At 63.9% G+C, this 16,858-nt stretch carries 14 protein-coding genes; 4 read left to right on the top strand and 10 right to left on the bottom strand.

What is annotated here, in order from left to right; all coding sequences use genetic code 11:
• The first annotated feature begins 121 nt into the window (after positions 1-121).
• Entirely contained in the window at positions 122-1,063 is a 942-nt protein-coding gene (locus PYR64_RS15755) for a LysR family transcriptional regulator (RefSeq protein ID WP_018778818.1), read from the top strand.
• A gap of 4 nt (positions 1,064-1,067) precedes the next feature.
• Here the strand turns inward: PYR64_RS15755 and PYR64_RS15750 are convergent, their stop codons facing one another.
• From PYR64_RS15750 to PYR64_RS15740, 3 genes are read right to left on the bottom strand one after another with little or no spacing between them, the layout of a single operon-like run.
• Complete coding sequence (locus PYR64_RS15750; protein WP_275776207.1) at positions 1,068-1,814, bottom strand: glycosyltransferase; 747 nt, start codon at positions 1,812-1,814, stop codon at positions 1,068-1,070.
• Positions 1,811-3,175 carry a bifunctional PIG-L family deacetylase/class I SAM-dependent methyltransferase gene (locus PYR64_RS15745; RefSeq protein WP_275776205.1) on the bottom strand — a complete coding sequence of 455 codons (1,365 nt, stop codon included), beginning with the start codon at positions 3,173-3,175 and terminating at the stop codon, positions 1,811-1,813. The genes PYR64_RS15750 and PYR64_RS15745 overlap by 4 nt, the downstream gene beginning before the upstream one ends.
• The gene (locus PYR64_RS15740) at positions 3,169-4,245 is read right to left on the bottom strand and encodes an acyl-CoA dehydrogenase family protein (RefSeq protein WP_275776203.1); all 1,077 of its coding nucleotides are present in this window, start codon (positions 4,243-4,245) and stop codon (positions 3,169-3,171) included. Before PYR64_RS15740 ends, PYR64_RS15745 begins: the two co-directional genes overlap by 7 nt.
• 244 nt (positions 4,246-4,489) lie before the next feature.
• Here PYR64_RS15740 and PYR64_RS15735 point away from each other — a divergent pair, with 244 nt between their 5' ends.
• Together PYR64_RS15735 and PYR64_RS15730 are read left to right on the top strand one after the other, a co-directional pair.
• Positions 4,490-6,775 carry a bifunctional SulP family inorganic anion transporter/carbonic anhydrase gene (locus PYR64_RS15735; protein WP_275776201.1) on the top strand — a complete coding sequence of 762 codons (2,286 nt, stop codon included), beginning with the start codon at positions 4,490-4,492 and terminating at the stop codon, positions 6,773-6,775.
• Positions 6,776-7,007: 232 nt separating this feature from the next.
• The gene (locus PYR64_RS15730) at positions 7,008-7,604 is read left to right on the top strand and encodes a DUF1992 domain-containing protein (protein ID WP_189076643.1); all 597 of its coding nucleotides are present in this window, start codon (positions 7,008-7,010) and stop codon (positions 7,602-7,604) included.
• 93 nt (positions 7,605-7,697) lie between these two features.
• Here PYR64_RS15730 and PYR64_RS15725 read toward each other — a convergent pair whose 3' ends face one another.
• A complete protein-coding gene (locus PYR64_RS15725; RefSeq protein WP_039242895.1) occupies positions 7,698-9,023 on the bottom strand; it encodes an ammonium transporter in 1,326 nt (441 codons plus the stop codon).
• A 175-nt stretch (positions 9,024-9,198) separates the two neighbouring features.
• The gene (locus PYR64_RS15720) at positions 9,199-10,440 is read right to left on the bottom strand and encodes an MFS transporter (protein ID WP_039242894.1); all 1,242 of its coding nucleotides are present in this window, start codon (positions 10,438-10,440) and stop codon (positions 9,199-9,201) included.
• A gap of 155 nt (positions 10,441-10,595) precedes the next feature.
• On the opposite strand from PYR64_RS15720, the gene PYR64_RS15715 reads away from it, so the two are divergent.
• Positions 10,596-11,327 (top strand): glutamine amidotransferase, encoded by a 732-nt coding sequence (locus tag PYR64_RS15715; protein WP_189076642.1) that lies wholly within the window; start codon positions 10,596-10,598, stop codon positions 11,325-11,327.
• Between the two features lie 124 nt (positions 11,328-11,451).
• Here PYR64_RS15715 and PYR64_RS15710 read toward each other — a convergent pair whose 3' ends face one another.
• From PYR64_RS15710 to PYR64_RS15690, 5 genes are all read right to left on the bottom strand, one after another.
• A complete protein-coding gene (locus tag PYR64_RS15710; RefSeq protein ID WP_018778827.1) occupies positions 11,452-13,635 on the bottom strand; it encodes a transglycosylase domain-containing protein in 2,184 nt (727 codons plus the stop codon).
• A 107-nt stretch (positions 13,636-13,742) separates the two neighbouring features.
• Positions 13,743-14,243 carry an ATP-binding protein gene (locus PYR64_RS15705; RefSeq protein ID WP_018778828.1) on the bottom strand — a complete coding sequence of 167 codons (501 nt, stop codon included), beginning with the start codon at positions 14,241-14,243 and terminating at the stop codon, positions 13,743-13,745.
• 200 nt (positions 14,244-14,443) lie between these two features.
• Positions 14,444-15,157, bottom strand: coding sequence for an aspartate/glutamate racemase family protein (locus PYR64_RS15700; protein ID WP_275776191.1), 714 nt, complete (start codon positions 15,155-15,157; stop codon positions 14,444-14,446).
• Positions 15,147-15,506, bottom strand: coding sequence for an MFS transporter (locus tag PYR64_RS15695; RefSeq protein ID WP_275776190.1), 360 nt, complete (start codon positions 15,504-15,506; stop codon positions 15,147-15,149). Before PYR64_RS15695 ends, PYR64_RS15700 begins: the two co-directional genes overlap by 11 nt.
• A 38-nt stretch (positions 15,507-15,544) precedes the next feature.
• Positions 15,545-16,585, bottom strand: a complete 1,041-nt coding sequence (locus PYR64_RS15690; protein WP_275776185.1) for an MFS transporter — start codon at positions 16,583-16,585, stop codon at positions 15,545-15,547.
• Positions 16,586-16,858 lie beyond the last annotated feature (273 nt).

The following is a 16,858-nucleotide window of genomic DNA, read 5'->3' as shown; positions in this document are numbered from 1 at the left end:
CGTTGCCAATCCGTGGTGATGGGCCGGAGACGGCCTTTCAGAAGGGGATGTATCCATGGTGCAACCTTCCTGGGGATATCGGGTAACTAGGCCTTTCTATGCATTCATATAGAATTTCCCTATGCCCCAGATTTCGAGTGGTCTGACCCTGCAGCAGCTCCGTTACTTCATAGAGGTTGCAGCTGAGGGGTCGATCTCCGCGGCTGCAGACCTTCTCTACGTTGCGCAGCCGACAATGTCTGCCGCGATGAAGGATCTTGAGGCCCGGGTGGGCCGTGCGCTCCTGCTCCGTTCCGCCCGCGGGGTCACCCTCACCGCCGACGGGGTGGAGTTCCTCGGCTATGCGAGGCAGGTCGTCGAGCAGTTTGCTCTCCTTGAGCAGCGCTACCTCGGCAGCCCGCCGACGCGACGTTTGCTCGGGGTGTCAACGCAGCACTACTCGTTCGCGGTTGACGCCTTCGTCCGGATGGTCAAGGCCACTGACGTGGCCGAATACGAGTTCTCGCTGCGCGAGTCCCGAACCTGGGACATCATCGAGGATGTCCGGACGCTCCGCAGCGAGATAGGCATCCTTTACCGGAACGATTTCAACCGGAAGATCATCGACAAGCTGATCCGGGATTCCGGGCTCGCGTTCACTCCGCTCTTCCTTGCCGATCCGCACATTTTCATTTCACGGCACAACCCGCTCGCCTCAAAAGAGCGCGCGACCCTCGACGATCTCGCCGGCATGCCGCGGCTAACCTTCGACCAAGGTGCGAATAACTCCTTCTACTTCGCCGAGGAGATTCTCTCCACGTTGTCCAGCAAGCAGGAGATCCGGGTCTCTGACCGTGCCACGATCTTCAACCTCATGATCGGTCTCCACGGCTACACAATCTCGACGGGCATCATCAGCGGCCGCCTCGACCCGGAGATCGTCGCCATCCCGCTCGACGTTGACGAACGCATCGAGATCGGCTGGATCGGCCACGCAGCGATTCCGCTCACTGACCAAGCGCAGCGCTACCTCAAGGAATTGCGGGCCGTCGTCGCTGAGTTCGGCGTAGCGCTGATCGACTGACGGCTTAGCCCGTTACGGCCGGAAGTTCCGCTCCCAGGGCCCGGAGGTAGGCAGCGAATCCCTCCGGTGCGCGGGCGTGGGTCCGCCCGGAAGTCAGGACGCGGATGCTGTCCGTAGCGACCACCTGGAATCCCCGGCTGCGGAGGCGTTCCACCAGGACCCTGTCCTCGTGCGCCCGAAGCATCGGAAAGCCGCCCACGGCAAGATATGCAGAGCCGCGGACACCAAAGTTCGCGCCATAAATATGCTGGTGGTTCTCGCGGAACGGGTGGAGTTCCAGCCAGCGCCGCAGCACTGCGGGGTCAACATCGTCGGGGTCGGGCTCCACGGAACCCAGGATGGCATCCGCTCCGTTGTCAGCGAGCTCCACCTGACGCACAAGCCAGTTCTCCGGCACCGCGGAATCGGCGTCGGTGTTGGCGAGCCAGAGGTCCCCGGCGTTGATGGGGTGGCACGCGGCCAGCGCGCTGCGGAAGCCAAAACCGCGGCTGGCGCCCGTGCTCCGCAACGCCACTTCAATCAGGGAAAAGCGGGCATCGCCGGCCACGTACGCGGCCGTGATCTCCGCTGAACGGTCGGTGCAACTGTCCAGCACTACCGTCATGCGGAGCCGGATGTCCGGGCGTGCCTTGTTGAGCGCGTCGGCGGCTGCCCGAAGCGCTGACAGCGCTTTGCCGATGTGCTGGTCCTCGTTGTGGGCGGGCACCACCACTGCTACATCCCGTATGCCCTCGGGTGCCGGATCTGTCATGTCGCTCCGCCCGGGGCGACGAGGATCTCGAGCATGAAGTCTTTCTCACGGTAAAGCCCATGCGTAGGCCAATCCAGTTGGGTGCGGGCCATCGCATGGACGGCTTCCGCATCAAGTTGCCAGCCGGAAATCGGGTGCCGCCAGTGGCACAGAAGCAGGGTGCCGCCGGGGCGGGTGGAGGCATGGATCCTGGCCAGGAGTTCGGTGAGCTCCTCCGGGGAAAGGTAGTAGCCGGTCTCGGACAACACCACCAGATCGAACGTGCCTTCGGGCCACTCATGCGGCATGGTGAGGTGCCGGGCTTCCGCCGACGGAAACCCGGAAAGCCGCTTACTGGCCTCCTCGAGCGCCGTGCTGCTGGCGTCCACTCCGAGGAACGTTCCGCAGCGCTTGGCGAGCTCTTCGCTCAGCGTGCCGATGGAACAGCCCAGTTCAAGTCCTGCTTCGTAGGATTCCCGGGGGAGTGCAGCCAGGGTCAGGGCCCGCTTGCGGCGTTCGTACCAGCTGGTGGTGTAGCTCCAGGGATCCTCGTCGCGGGAGTGGACTTCGTCGAAGATCCGCTCGGCATCCTTGGCGCTGTTGTTTCCAGCCGTTGACGGGTGCCAGGCGAAGGTTTCCCAAGGCCTCTGGAAGTGTTCCAAGAACGTTCCGGAGAGCAGTGTCTCGTCGCCCGGCTGCCCGGAGAGAGGTTCCGTTTGCGAGGCGTGGGCCCGCATCGCGGCAGCTTTGGCTTCCTGCTCCGATGCTTCGAGCGGGACCCGCACCCACGTCCGCCAGGTTTCGTGGTCCGGCCCTGCCCACAGCCAGTACCAGATGGGGTATTCCAACAAACCGTGGCCATCGTTTTCGGCGAGCTGCGCGGCCGTGGAGCCCAGGACGTCGTGGTCGGTGTGCCCGTCGGAACGGAACGGGGCAACGATCGTCACGTTTTCCGCTGGACGCCCTGATGATGCCACGGCCTTCCGCACCGCGTCCGCGATCCGGTCTGCGTTGGCTGCCAGTCTGCCGTCGGGCAGTTCCAGGAACTGCCAGCTCGCGCCGGGAGCCAGCCCGGACACAGCCGCGTCGAACTCAGTGAGCCTGACAGCGGCAAGCTGTTCCGGCGTCGTCGTTGGCGATTCCGGGTGGGAGGCTTCACCGGCGGTGCAGAGCAGGACCTTGATGTCTGCGCCTGCTGCGTGAAGTTTTGCGAGGAATCCGCCGGCGCCCAGGGATTCGTCATCCGGGTGCGCAGCGAGCACCACGAAGGTCGTGCCCGCAAGTTCGTCCTTGTCCAGGGGGAGTTCGGGCAAGGCGGCCAGGCCGCTGGCCAGCCAGTCAGACTCCGCCGTGCCGGTATCTGCATGCGTGAACGTCACCAACTGCGATCCCCTTTCAAGGCCAGGGCGCCCAACTGGGCATCGTCCCGCATGGCGTGGTGCTGCCTGATGTACAGGGACAGGTCCGCCATGCGCTTTGCATATGCTTCGTCGAATGCCAGCGGGGCGGGGCCGAGGTTCTGCGTCACCAGGGTTTGGATGCGCTCGACGGCGGCGGCTACGGTTCCGCGGACACGCAAGGCATCGCTCCAGGGGCTTTGACCTTCGGAATCCGCGTCCTCCAGCTCGCCGGCGTCGATGCGTTCCGCGGTCTGGGCGAGGTAGCCGGTAACCGTGCTGATGGTGCGGTCGATTTCTCCCAAGGTGGCCAGTGCGATCTGGTCGGGTTCACGGCCATTGCCGGAAGCCTTGCTCAGCGCGGTGACGTAGTCCCGGGCCACGGCCACCGCCCCGCCCAGCCAGCATGCAGCGACTCCCATTCCGCCCCACGCGAATCCGGGCCGGGAGAAGTACCAGCCCTCCCCGCCGACCGGTGCGGCCGGGACGTTGGCGAAGTGGACCGTGCCGCTCGGGATTTCCTGCAGTCCGCGCGCCGTCCATATCGGGGTTTCCGCGCTCACCCCGGGGTCCTTCAGGTTCACCGCGAAGGAGGCCCTGCCGCCGTCGTCGGGAAGATGCGCAGTGATCACCGCGCCGTCCAGATGTTGGGCCAGGGAGCACCACGGCTTGGATCCGTGCAGGACGTAGCTGCCGTTCGCGGTGCGTTTGGCTTCGAGCTTCATGCCGGGTCCCTCCGCCGCGAACACTCCCCAGGCGCCTGCCGTGGTGGTTTCGCTTCCGGCCTGGGCAAGGATCGCGAGGGCGTCCAAGTGGGGTTCCAGCACTCGCCCGGCAGCGACATCCACGGCCGTCACTGAGGCCAGGAGTTCCCAGAGCTTTGCTGTGCTGCCCTCCCCGGGCATGGGAGCTGTCTGGCCGAGTTCCCCGGCGATGGCGAGCAGGGCCGGGACATCGCCCACGGCAGCCTTGATCTTTTCCTGGGCTGGTTCCAGGGCTTGGAGCTGTACAGGGACCGAGCTGATGCGTACGGGCTGGGGGTCGGGTGCGCTCATGGACCCAGCCTATTCTAAGGACCCTTAGTTTTGGCGCGGGTGGAAAGAAACGACGGCGGGAAGGTCGGCCTCGACTGCCACGCTCCGGACCCCCCAACGCGCGCCACCCCCGTCAAAGTTCCCATAGGTCCCAACATGAAGCGCATCTTCACAGCTTTTGTCACGCTTGTCACATCTTGTTGTCATTAACCGTGACAGGTTCCGTAGCTTGGAAGGGTCAGCACATTCCGAGCCAGGAGAACCAATGCCTCAGCCCAACGAATCCGCCACCGTCCCCACCGACTCCCACAGCCCGCCGGGCCCGGGAACAAAGAAGCCAAGTTTCCTCAGCAACCTCGGTGCGGATCTCCCTGCCTCACTCGTGGTCTTCCTCGTAGCCCTTCCGCTTTCCCTTGGAATCGCCGCAGCCTCCGGTGCTCCGATCATGGCCGGGCTCATTGCCGCAGCCGTTGGCGGCATTGTCGCGGGCAGCCTTGGCGGCTCCCCGCTGCAGGTGAGCGGCCCCGCCGCGGGACTGACCGTCGTCGTCGCCGGTCTGGTCGCAGAATTCGGCTGGCAGGTGACGTGCGCAATCACCGCTGCAGCCGGCGTCGTACAGCTGCTCATGGGCGTCAGCCGCATAGGCCGGGCCGCGCTGGCAGTGTCGCCAGTGGTGGTCAAGGCGATGCTCGCGGGCATCGGAATCACGATCATCCTGCAGCAGCTCCATGTCCTCCTCGGCGGGCAGGCTGCAGGCTCCGCCGTCGAAAACCTCACCGCACTGCCAGCCGCAGTCACCAACGTTGAGCTGCACTCGGCACTGCTGGGACTGGCCGTCGTCGCGATTCTGCTGACGTGGAAGTTCCTCCCCGCTGCGGTGCGTAAAGTGCCGGGACCCCTGGCCGCCGTCGTTGCCGTCACCGCGCTGTCCGTAGCGGTGGCGCCGGGCGTGGAGCGGATCAGCTTCACGGGTTCGATTTTCGACGCCGTCGCACTCCCCAGCCTGCCTGATGGCAACTGGCGCGCCGCCGCCATGGCCGTTATCACGGTGGCGCTGATCGCCAGCATCGAATCGCTGCTGTCCGCCGTTGCCGTGGACAAGATGCACGGCGGAATCCGGACCAACCTCAACCGCGAACTCGTCGGTCAAGGCTCGGCGAACATGGTCTCCGGCATGCTCGGTGGATTGCCGGTCACCGGGGTCATCGTCCGCAGCGCCACCAATGTCGAAGCCGGCGCGAAAAGCCGGACGTCCGCCATCCTGCATGGCGTTTGGGTCCTGGTCTTCTCGGCCTTGTTCGCCGGCCTCATCCAGCTGATCCCGCTTTCTGTCCTTGCCGGTCTGCTGTTGGTGATCGGCGCGAAGCTCGTCAAAGTGGCCGACATCCGCACCAGTCTTCGCACGGGCGACCTCCTGGTCTATGCCGTCACGCTGGTGTGCGTCGTCGCGCTGAACCTCCTGGAGGGCGTCATCATCGGCCTGGCACTCGCCGCCCTGTGCGTGCTGTGGCGGGTCCTTCGTGCCCAGATCCAGGCGCACGCCCCGGCAGGAACCGGGCTGCCCTGGCGCGTAACGATCGCCGGCTCGTGCAGCTTCTTCGCGCTGCCCCGGCTCAACCGCGTCCTGCACTCCGTGCCCGAAGGCCAGGACGCCGTAGTGGAACTCAACGCCGACTACCTGGATCATGCCTTCCGCGAAGCACTGGTGGCGTGGGAGAAACAGCAGAGGAACGGCGGAGCAGCCGTGGTGGTGGAGGAGCACGGCACTACCGCATTCAGCGATGCCGAGGACAACTCGCCGCAGCGCCAGGAACCGCGCGAATTTCCGCTGCCGCCGCGTACGTCATGGCAGCCGGTCGATGCCGCCGGCCAAAGGAACGACGACGGCGACGCCCACCCGCCGCTGCGCTCCATCCTCCTGGGCATCGACAAATACCACCGCCGCCACGCAGACAAAGTCCGGCCCCTGGTCCAGGACCTCACCGAAGGCCAGAATCCCGACACCCTGTTCGTGGCCTGCGTTGATTCGCGGGTGAATCCGAACCTGATCACCAGCAGTGGTCCCGGTGATCTCCTCACCCTGAGGAACATCGGCAACGTGGTGTGCAGCGACGATCATGACGCCTCCATTGACTCCACGCTGGCCTTTGCAGTGAAGGCCTTGTCCGTGGACTCGATCGTTGTCTGCGGCCACTCCAACTGCGGAGCCATGAAAGCCGTGATCGCCGATGCGGAAGGATCAGCCGCTGGCCTGGGACGTGGGTTCGATGCCTGGCTTGAACATGCCCGCCCCAGCTACCAGGCACTCCTGGCAGGACACCCCGTGGCCCGCGCCGCTGAAGCAGAAGGTTTCGGCCGCCTGGATCAACTCAGCATGGTGAATGTGGCCCTGCAGTTGGGCAAGCTGGCCGAGCATCCCGTTACCGGTCCGGCGTTGGCATCCGGAACAGTTCAGGCGACCGGTCTGTTCTACGACATCTGCACGGCGAGGGTGGTCCTGGTGACCCCGGAAGGTATCGAGCAGTTGGATCCGAGCATGGCCGTCCGCTAAGCCTCAGCGGTGCACCGCCACCACCCATTTTCGAACCCATACTGCCCCGACACTCCGTACCCGCGGCGTGTCGGGGCAGTTTCACGTTCAGAGTGGGTGGTGGAGGTACAGCCTGTCGGTTTCGACGACGGCGCGCTGGGTACGGATTAAGCACTGCAAGGTGCGGAATACTGGACGGAGAACCACGAATTCCGGCAGACGAGGGCTGCCGTTCGAGGAGGTGGCGGACACGATGAGTGCCGGGAACAACGCTTTCAGGCGGAAGCTGGAGCGCGGGGCCGAACTGCGGGCCGTACGCGGCTGGGGCGGCAACGCCCAGGAGGACGCCGAGCTTGAGGCCGCGGACGCGGAAGAACGCGAGAAGCGCCGAAAGGTGGATGACGCGGCCCGCGTCGAATACCTGATCCGGGACGCCATGAACCAAGGGAAGTTCGACAACCTCAAGTACGCCGGCAAACCGATCCCCGGGCTCGGCGAGCACTACGATCCCGACTGGTGGGTCAAGGGACTCATCCAGCGCGAACGGCTGAGCGGGATCGGCCCTCCTGCCATCCTGCTGCGCATTGAAGACGCCGAACTGGACGCGAAGCTGGATCAGCAATACAGCGAGAAACAAGTCCGGGACATCCTCGAGGACTTCAACAAACGCGTGATCGAGGCCCGGAGACAGCTCCAAGGCGGGCCGCCGGTCATCACGAAACTCAGGGATGTGGATGCCGAACTCGAACGGTGGCGGCAGCGGCGTGCTGCCGCCTCTCCGCCGGAGCCGGAACCTCAGGCGCCGGGCAAGCGAAGCTTTTGGCAGCGCCTCTGGAACGGCTCGGGCTAATCCGGACGCTGCCCGCTTGGGCGGGGCGCACCCAACAGCAGCCGACGGCGGGACCCGGGTCCCGCCGTCGGCTGCTGTTTGATGGTGGTGCCGTTAGGCGAAGCTGTCTTCCTTGGCCTCCGGAGTGGCCGCGGCGGGCTTTCCCTTGAGCAGCGCGGACAGGTGCGCCTGCTGCTGGCGGAAGTGGCCGTGCGCAGTGAGGCCGAACTCGTAAGCGGACTCGGCATGCTGGGTGAGGTCGACGCCGGTGATTTCGTGCTCGTGCGGGACCCGGAAGCCGATGGTCTTGTTGATGATCCGGCCAATGACCAAGGTGCCCACACCGGAGAGCGCGATAGTGATCACGACAGCCACGAGCTGCGCAACGAGCTGCTGGGGGCCGCCACCGTAGAAGAGGCCGCCGGCCACACCGTCCTGGGGGAAGGCGATGAAGCCCAGGGACAGGGTGCCGATGACACCGGCGCCGAAGTGCACGCCAACAACGTCGAGGGAATCGTCGAAACCGAACTTGTACTTCAGGTCAACGAACACCGCGCAGGCAGCACCGGCCACCAAACCCAGGCCCAGCGCGGCCAGCGGGCTGATGTTGGCGCAGGAAGGGGTGATCGCAACCAGTCCGGCCACGACGCCGGACGCTGCACCCAGGGAGGTGGGGTGTCCGTGGCGGACCTTCTCGACCACAAGCCAGCTCAGCATGGCCGCTGCCGGAGTTACCAGGGTGTTGACCCAGATCAGGCCGGCCTGCTCGGCAGTGGTGGCAGCGCCGCCGTTGAAACCGAACCAGCCGAACCACAGGATTGCTGCGCCGATCATGATGAAGGGGACGTTGTGCGGGCGGTGGTTGGGGTCCTTGGCGAATCCATGGCGCTTTCCCACGATCAATGCGAGGACGAAAGCGGCAGTTCCCGAGCTGACCTCAACTACCGCACCGCCGGCGAAGTCGATGACCTGGCCGAAGACTTCAGTCACGGCCCCGCCGGCGCTCATCAGGCCGCCGCCCCACACCATGTATGCCAGCGGGCAGTAGACAACTGTGATCCAGATCGGCACGAACAGTGCCCAGGCGCCGAACTTGGCCCGGTCGGCTATGGCGCCGCTGATGAGGGCAACGGTGATGATGGCGAAGGTCGCTGCGAAGGTGGCCTTGATGAGGTCGGGCGTGCCCACCAGATCCTGCAGGCCGAAGTGTGCGAAGGGGTTGCCGAACAGGCCCAGGAAGCCATCACCGGTAGTCATCGAGTAGCCCCAAAGGACCCAGACAACACCCACGATCCCCGCGGAGATGAAGCTCATCATGATCATGTTCAGTGCTGCCTTGGCGCGGGTCATGCCGCCGTAGAACAGGCCGAGGCCGGGGGTCATGAAGAGCACCATTGCCGCCGACAACATCATCCAGACGTTCTGCGCAGAGATCTCCACCTGCGTTCCCTTCTTTCAAGCCTGTCCGAAACGAGCCGTGATTTATCCGGCTCCCGTAAAGCCCCCCGATCAATATTCGGTGAGCTATGTTTCCGACTCAGAAGAGCTAAGTTGCAGGTAAGTTACAGAAATCTCCCGTTCGTGAAGATCAGGTCACTGGCATGTTTCGGGGATGTTAACGGCGCTTCTCCCGGGGTCCGGCCGGGTAGCCGCCGCGCCTGCTGGCGATGATGATGACCAGCGCTATCGCTGTCGGAACCGCCGCGGCCAGGGGCACCAGCTGGGCGCCCACAGTGGTGAGGGCGAACGCGCCATAGACAGCCCCGACGGCGATCCCCAGTTGGATGGTCACCACGGTGAGGCCATTGGCAGCGTCCTTGTGCTCGCCGCCGGCCCGGAGAATCGCTGCCTGGTTGTAGATGCCCACCGCGCCGAACGCGATACCCCACAGCGTCATCAGCCCGAACGCCCCCACCCAGGTGCCGCCCAGTGCCGGCAGCAGGGCGAAGGCAAGAGTCAGGAGTCCGACGGCGGCAATCACCGAGGCACGTGGACGGGAGTCGGCGGTCATGCCGGCAATCCAAATCCCCACCAGGCTGGCGATTCCCACCACGGACAGGGAGATGCTGGTGGCCGATTCCGGCAGCCCGGAAGCCAGTAGGAAGGGCGCCACGTAGGTGAACAGGGTGAAGTGGGCCAGGAGCAGGAGGGGCCAGGCGATGGCCACGGCGATGACGCCCGGCAGTTTCATGGCAGCACGCAGGGACGGAGCCTTCTGGCTGGCGTTGTCGTGAGCGCCGGGAAGGAGCCAGAAAGCCAACACGGCCAGCAGCACGCCCACGCCCGCGAGAACCAGGAAGGAAGCACGCCAGGTCATCAGTGAACCCATGAGTGTGCCGATGGGAGCCCCCACTGCAAGTGCGATGCTGTTGCCGCTGAACACCACGGCCATGGATTTACCCACGGAGTGTGCCGGAACGATTCGTGCCACGTAGGGCGCCATGCTGGACCACAGCATCCCGTGCGCGATGCCGCCGAGTAGCCTGGCCCCGATCGCCCACCCCAGCTCGGGGCTCAACGCCAGCAGGACATTGCTGAGCGCAAAAGCCAGCACGGTGGCGATCAGCAGCGTCTTGCGGGGAACCCTGCCGGCCAGGAACCGGGATAGGGGGAGCGCCGTGAAGACGATGATCGCCGCATACACGGCGGTCAGCGAACCAACTGCCGACTCGTCGACACCGAGGTCGCGGCTGATTTGCGGAAGCAAGCCGGATGGAAGAAGCTCGGTGGTTACCGCAGTAAACCCGGCCGCTGCCAGCACAAGCAGTCCGCCCCAGGGGATCTTCCTGGGCTGCTGCCTTTCAGCGGGTGACGCCGTGGGCGATGGTGTTTCGACGACCGAAGGGTCCTGCGTCAAAGATTGCTCCTCAGGGATGGGTCAAGCTCGGGGTGCTGTTTCATGGGGGTCCGTACAACGGTATGCAGCCACGGCGGTGTGAGGGAGTCCCTGTCAGACACCCCCTTGCAGCAACACACTTTGTCTCCCGGCCATTCCTCACGCAGACTTGGCCTGTGAAGCCCTTCCTATTGCTGGCTACCCGCGCCGAAGACGCCGCAGCAGATGACGAGTACCAGGCTTACCTACGCTACTGCGGACTGAAACCGGACGAATTGATCCGGATCCGGCTGGAATCCGGGCCTTTGCCGCCTCTTGAACTGTCGGACTACTCCGGGGTGATCGTGGGTGGAAGTCCCTACACCTCTAGCGATCCTGTGGAGGAGAAGAGCGCAGACCAGGTCCGGGTTGAGACGGAACTCTCATCCCTCCTGGACAGGATCGTGGCGGAAGACTTCCCCTTCCTGGGTGCCTGCTACGGTGTCGGCACGCTGGGAGTGCACCAGGGCGCAGTCATTGACCGGCGCTTCGGAGAGCCGGTGGGAGCTACGGAGATCACCCTGACGACGGAAGGGGACCGGGATCCGCTGCTGAAGGGTCTCCCGCACCGGTTCGAGGCCTTCGTCGGCCACAAGGAAGCGTGCAGCCAGCTGCCCCCGAACGCAGTATTGCTGGCCAGCTCGGAGGCCTGCCCCGTGCACATGTTCCGCATCAAGAACAACCTCTACGCAACCCAGTTCCACCCCGAGCTGGACGCCGACGGACTCATCACGCGGATCAACATCTACAAGAACGCCGGATATTTCCCGCCCCACGAAGCCGATGAACTCATCGAGACAGCCCGGAAATCGTCCGTGACAGAGCCCATGCGCGTGCTCAGGAATTTCACGGAGCGCTACGCCCGCTAGCCCCTCCCGTTGTGAGGCCCGCTTTGCGCGCTGAGCGCGGGGAATGCCACGCAGAGCGGGCCCCGCAACGCGACGTCCGACGTCGGAAGCCCCCCCGGGGACGTCAACGTCACCTGTGGCACGGCTACCGTTGCGGCGCTGCCGGACTGGTGCTGGGCTGCTGGGCGGGTGGGGGAGCAGGAGCCACAAAGGGTCCGCTCGGGTAGAGCGCCGTGGCTTCCATCATGTAGTTCGCCCATTGCGGGCCGGCGATCATGTAGCCGTCCAGGGATTTGTAGAACTTGCCGTTGATGGTGACGTTCTGGCCCGCCCGCTGTTGTCCCGCCGTCGTGTCCCCAAAGAACGACGCCGTGGCGAGCGCCGTCGTGTACCCGGCCACCCAGGTGGCGCCGTTGTTGTTGGACGTTCCGGTCTTGGCGGCTACCGGGACCCTGCTTTGGACCTTGGGTTCGATGTAGACGCCGGATCCCATCTTGAGCACATCCTGGAGTACGGCATTTACGCCCCGTGCCACAGCCGGCTTGACGGCTTCACGGCATTCCGGCGTCTGTGCTTCGTATTCCCTGCCCTGGGCGTCGCTGATCTCCGTGATGGCGATGGGCTTGCAGTAGGTGCCGTCATTGGCGAAGGTGGCGTAGGCGCTCGCCAACACAAGAGGCGCGACGCCGATGGAACCCAGGAGATTGCCGATCTGGTGCATGTTGATTGGGGCATTGTCCAGCCCGCTGTGCAGGCCAACAGTGTCCACCATCCGCTGGATTCCGCAGAAGTCCAGCTGTGCCGCCGTGGCGAAAGTGGCCGTATTGATGGAGTTGTAGAGGCCGTAGTTGATGGGCATGGGGCGGTAGTAGCCAGGGTCGTTGTTCTGCAGGTCGTCATCCGCGCCAAGGTTTTGTGCCTTCTGTGCCGTACTGTAGCCGCCCAGCACCTTGCCGCAACTGGAACGCCAAGGGAAGCCCACGGGGTATACCCGCCGTGATGCGTCCACCACGGCGGTGGGGTTCTTGCCTTCGTTGAGCCACTCCGCATAGATGAAGGGCTTCATGGTGGAACCGGGCTGGAAACCTCCGGCGCCGTTCAGGTCGTAGCCGTTCTCGTCCTTCGCGTCCACGTTGAAGTTCAGCTGGGTGTCGAACTTCCCCTCTTGTGGAACGAACACCGTGTTCTGGGCCATCGCCAGGACCTTACCGGTACCGGGCTGCACGGTGGTCATGGCAGCACCCCATTTGTCCGGGTTATCACCGGCGGATGCGTCCACCTGTTGCTGGGCGATGGCCTGGAGCCTGCTGTCCAGTGTGGTGGTGATGGTGAGGCCGCCGCGATACAGGAGCCGTTCACGATCCTGCACCGTGTCACCGTAGGCCTCGTTGTTAAGGATGAGGTGCGAGATGTAATCGCAGAAATACGTGGCAATGGCAGCACCGGCACATCCTTGAAGGGATGGAGTGATGTTCAACTCCACCGGTGTTGCCACAGCCACGCCATGGTCCACGGGGGTGATCTTCCCCTGTTCGAGCATCCGGTCCAGCACCAGGTTGCGCCTGGCCAGTGCTGCCGCCGGGTCGACCGTGGGGTCGTAGATGCTGGGACCATTCACCAGGCCTGCCAACAGCGCCGCCTGGGGCAGTGTCAGCTCCGCGGCGGAGGTGCTGAAGAAGTAGCGGGACGCAGCCTCGATGCCGTAGGCATTCCTGTTGAAGAACACGATGTTCAGGTATCCCTCAAGGATCTGGTCCTTGCTGAAGCGTTTCTCCAGTTCCAGGGCGAGCTTGATCTCGCGCAGCTTGTCTCCCACCGTTTTCTCGCCGCTGAGTACTACGTCCTCGGGGCGGCCCTGTGAAAGCCGGGACTCGTTGAGGACGTTGGTGACGTACTGCTGCGTCAGCGTGGAGGCCCCCTGCTTGGTTCCTTTGGTCAGGTTGGAGGTCAGCGCCCGCATGATTCCGTGCGCATCCACACCCGGATGCTCATAGAAACGGCTGTCTTCGATCGCCACGATTGCTTCGCGGATGAACGGCGACATGTCCTCGAGAGGAACCTTGACCCTGTTCTCGGCGAAAAACGTGGCGATGAGTTGGCCGTCAGCGGTGACCACCTTGCTGGAAAGGGAAGGTGACTCCACGTCGAGCTGGCTGGGAAGACTCTCGTAGAAACCTATGGACCCACCCACGGTTGTGCTGGTGAGGGCAACCACCGGGACCACGAAGCCGGAGATCAACACCCCGCAGAGCAGGCTCACGAAGAAGAACCCGAAGATCCTTAACAGGACCTTGCCCAGACCCAGTGGTCCTCTGTTGTTCCGCGCCATTTTCGTGCCAATCCGTAGGGATGCCAGGCTGAAAAGTAGCTACAGAATACGTCCGGAACGTCAGTTGTTCCATGGCTCAGGTACCCAATAAAGGTCCCAAATCGGACTCAATCCAGCGGCAGTGTCACCCGGACACTGGTGCCCCGCCCAACCGCGGAGTCGATGTCGACTGTCCCGCCGGCGTCGTGAACGGCGATAGACATCAACAGCAATCCAAAACCATGCCTGCGGCCGCTGGGCGCAGCGTGGATCTCGAAGCCGTCGCCGTCGTCCGTGATGGTGAGCTGGATGCCATGGTAGACAGCGTTGAGGCGGATGGTGAGTTCACTGGCGTTGGCGTAGTTCAACGTGTTGCTGAACGCTTCCTGCGCCACATGGTACAGGAGCCCTGCGGCGGAGGACGAGATCTCGATGCCGTGGTGGGGAGTATGCCAGTGGACCGTGACACCGGCGCGGCGAAGCGGCGCGGCAAGGCGGTCGATGCACCCTGCGACACCCAACGCATAGAAATCCACGGGGTTCTGGTCCTGGATGATGCCCTTCACGGCCACCACCTCGTCGACGGCTGCTGACTGTTCCACTGGTTCCCCCACATCGTTGTGCTTCATACCGGAAATTCGTTGTCGGAATGCCTTTGTATTGGTATTCCGGCTGATTCCAGCGTGGCGCCGCTACATCAAGGAACCTTTTCGATTGGCTCAAGTTCGCATCAAGTTTGCGGGTGAGGCTTGCGGCAGGGACGCGCCTCGTGCAGTGACGCCCGACGGCGGCCCTTGCGGACCGCCGTCGGGTTGCGACTGGCGTGTGGTCAGCTGTCCTTCGCCAGCAAGGTGAGCAACAGCCGGCAGGCGCTGGGCACCGGTTGGATGATGGCGACGGAGGTGGACTCGGCAAGTCGCCGGGCGGTGGCACTGAGCGGGCCACCGGCGATGATCACTGCGTCCGCACCATCCATTTCCGATGCCGCAGACACAGCATGGGCCAGTTCCCGGTACTGTCTTTCGGGGTCGGCCGCCAGGACCAGGGGCTCGGACTCCGTCAAGCGAACACCGGCAAAGGACTCTTGGAACCCGTGGGCTGCTACCACTTTGCCCAGTGCCTCCACCAGCAACGGTGTGCTCGTTGCCATGGCGAAACGGCGAAGGTGCCCGTCGGGGTGGTGGGCGGCGGCATGGAGGGAACCCTGCCCGATCCCGACCACGGGAATCTCCAGCTCTCGGTCCAGTTGCTCACGCCCGGGATCGCCGATTGCCGCCACGATCACTGCGGCGACCCTGCCGCCGTCGGGTCCTGAAAGGTAGCCGTGGGCTGCTTCCCTGACGTGTTCCGCGGACTCGGCCAGACTCTCCGGGTCCACGATCATGGAGGGTCCGGCGGCTGCGGTGATTCCGGTGACCCGGAGGCCGTGTGACGCGAGAGTCTCCGCGGCGAGGTCCACCATCATGGCGGTGGTGTTGCTGTTGGTGTTCGGATTGATCAGCAGGACTGTTTTGTCCCTCGGTGCGTGACTGTCAGTGCCCATAGATGGCAGGCTCCTCGTCCTCGTTCGGTTCGGCGTCTTCTTCCAAGGGCTTGCCGAAGGTTTCCGGTGGGAACTGGACCACGACGGCCAGGACAATGAACAACACTGCCAGTGTGGTGAACATCCCCGGCAGTCCGGCCGAATCGAAGACAGCCCCTGAAATGAGCGGGAACAAGCCGCCGGAAAGGGAACCCGCGGCCAGGATGATGGACGTTCCGAACCCGCGGGTGCGGGTGGGGTAGAGCTCCGGAGCGAACAGCCAAATAGTGGTGTTCAGGATGATCACGGAGAAGTTGAAGAGCACCCCGAAGATCACAATGAGCACGATGTCGCTGGCCAGGAAAGCCATGGACAGCCCGGACAGGCAGCCCAGGATCGCAGCCGATGTCAGGACCTTTTCCGGGGCAGCCGGCTGGCAAGGTATGCGGCAGTGCAGGCGCCCAGCAAGGAACCTGATTGCATGATCAGCGTGAACCACAGGCTGGTGTTCACGGCGTAACCCCGGGACACCAGGATGGTTGGCATGAGCGTCAGCATGGAGATCTGGGCGGCGTAGGACATGCAGACGGCGATGCACAGCAGGACCGTACGCTTGAGGAGCTTGCCGCGGAGTGCGTCCTTCCAATGGCCGGACGTCTTCACCACCACGGGGTCGGGGACTGCGGTGATATAGGTTTCGGGATCGGTGACGGGGCCGGAGAGCTTGTTGCGTGCCAGCCGGGTGATGACCAGGTTCGCTTCGTCGATCTTTCCTTGCGAGGCCAGGAAGCGGGGCGTTTCCGGAACGTAGCGACGGAAGAACATCACCAGCAGTGCGGGGATGAACAGAAGGCCGAACACCCAGCGCCACTTGTCCGGGCCGTCGAAGAGGGTGAAGACGAGGATGCCGAAGGCCGGTGCCAGCATGTTGCCTAAGCCTGCAGCGGTGACGTTGATCAGGCCAACCGCCGTGCCACGGTGTTTGGCAGCGAAGAACTCCGCCATCATGATCACGGCTACCGCGATTTCGCCGCCCAATCCGAAGCCGACGATGAAGCGTCCGACCGCCAGGATGGGATAGTTGGGGGCCACAGCGCAGAGCAACGAGCCTCCGGCGAAGATGATGAGGTTGATGACCAGCATGTGGCGTCGGCCGTATTTGTCGACGATCAGGCCCGTCGCCAGCCGTCCGAGTGCGGTTGCCGTAAACGTCATTGTGTTCAGCAAGCCGATTTCGGTGGCGCCCAATCCCCAGGACTGGCGAAGGATGGGGCCGGTGATGCCTACGGCATTTTGTTCAAGGGCGTCGAAGAAGACACCCAGCAGGATCATGAAGACGATCTGGCGGTGCGCGCCGGTCACCCCGATCCGCTGATACGCGCCTTCGATTTGTTGTGCCAGGGATCCGGTCCGCGGTGTTGCAGCCTCCTGGGCGAGGTCTTTTTCCACAGTGCGCTCCTTACTGAGCTCTGAAGGGGTTCCGTCATACGGAATGCGAATATCGCATGAGGGAATGTGATGGAGATTACACTTTGGGATACCAGAAGGCCATAGCTGCTGTGTAAACAAAATGTGACCGGATCCTCAGCGCGGGCTTTGATGTGTGGACCATTGACCCCCGTTGGATGACCCGCACATCAAATTCATCCAAAAAGGGTTGATTTAGGGACCTCCAGTGGTCGAAAGAGAGCAGTAAGGCTCACTCCGGACGCTACTCAGGCT

The organism is Paenarthrobacter sp. Y-19, from assembly GCF_029223985.1.
Taxonomy (GTDB): Bacteria; Actinomycetota; Actinomycetes; order Actinomycetales; family Micrococcaceae; genus Arthrobacter; species Arthrobacter nicotinovorans.
Note: the sequence above shows the minus strand (reverse complement) of the source record. Positions and strands in the feature narration are given on the sequence as shown.

What these genes read in the sequence shown, in the direction of transcription:
- PYR64_RS15755 (WP_018778818.1), top strand. Translation starts at nt 122, where the DNA reads ATGCCCCAGATTTCGAGTGGTCTGACCCTGCAGCAGCTCCGTTACTTC.
- PYR64_RS15750 (WP_275776207.1), bottom strand. Translation starts at nt 1,814, where the DNA reads ATGACAGATCCGGCACCCGAGGGCATACGGGATGTAGCAGTGGTGGTG.
- PYR64_RS15740 (WP_275776203.1), bottom strand. Translation starts at nt 4,245, where the DNA reads ATGAGCGCACCCGACCCCCAGCCCGTACGCATCAGCTCGGTCCCTGTA.
- PYR64_RS15735 (WP_275776201.1), top strand. Translation starts at nt 4,490, where the DNA reads ATGCCTCAGCCCAACGAATCCGCCACCGTCCCCACCGACTCCCACAGC.
- PYR64_RS15730 (WP_189076643.1), top strand. Translation starts at nt 7,008, where the DNA reads ATGAGTGCCGGGAACAACGCTTTCAGGCGGAAGCTGGAGCGCGGGGCC.
- PYR64_RS15710 (WP_018778827.1), bottom strand. Translation starts at nt 13,635, where the DNA reads ATGGCGCGGAACAACAGAGGACCACTGGGTCTGGGCAAGGTCCTGTTA.
- PYR64_RS15705 (WP_018778828.1), bottom strand. Translation starts at nt 14,243, where the DNA reads ATGAAGCACAACGATGTGGGGGAACCAGTGGAACAGTCAGCAGCCGTC.
- PYR64_RS15700 (WP_275776191.1), bottom strand. Translation starts at nt 15,157, where the DNA reads ATGGGCACTGACAGTCACGCACCGAGGGACAAAACAGTCCTGCTGATC.
- PYR64_RS15695 (WP_275776190.1), bottom strand. Translation starts at nt 15,506, where the DNA reads ATGGCTTTCCTGGCCAGCGACATCGTGCTCATTGTGATCTTCGGGGTG.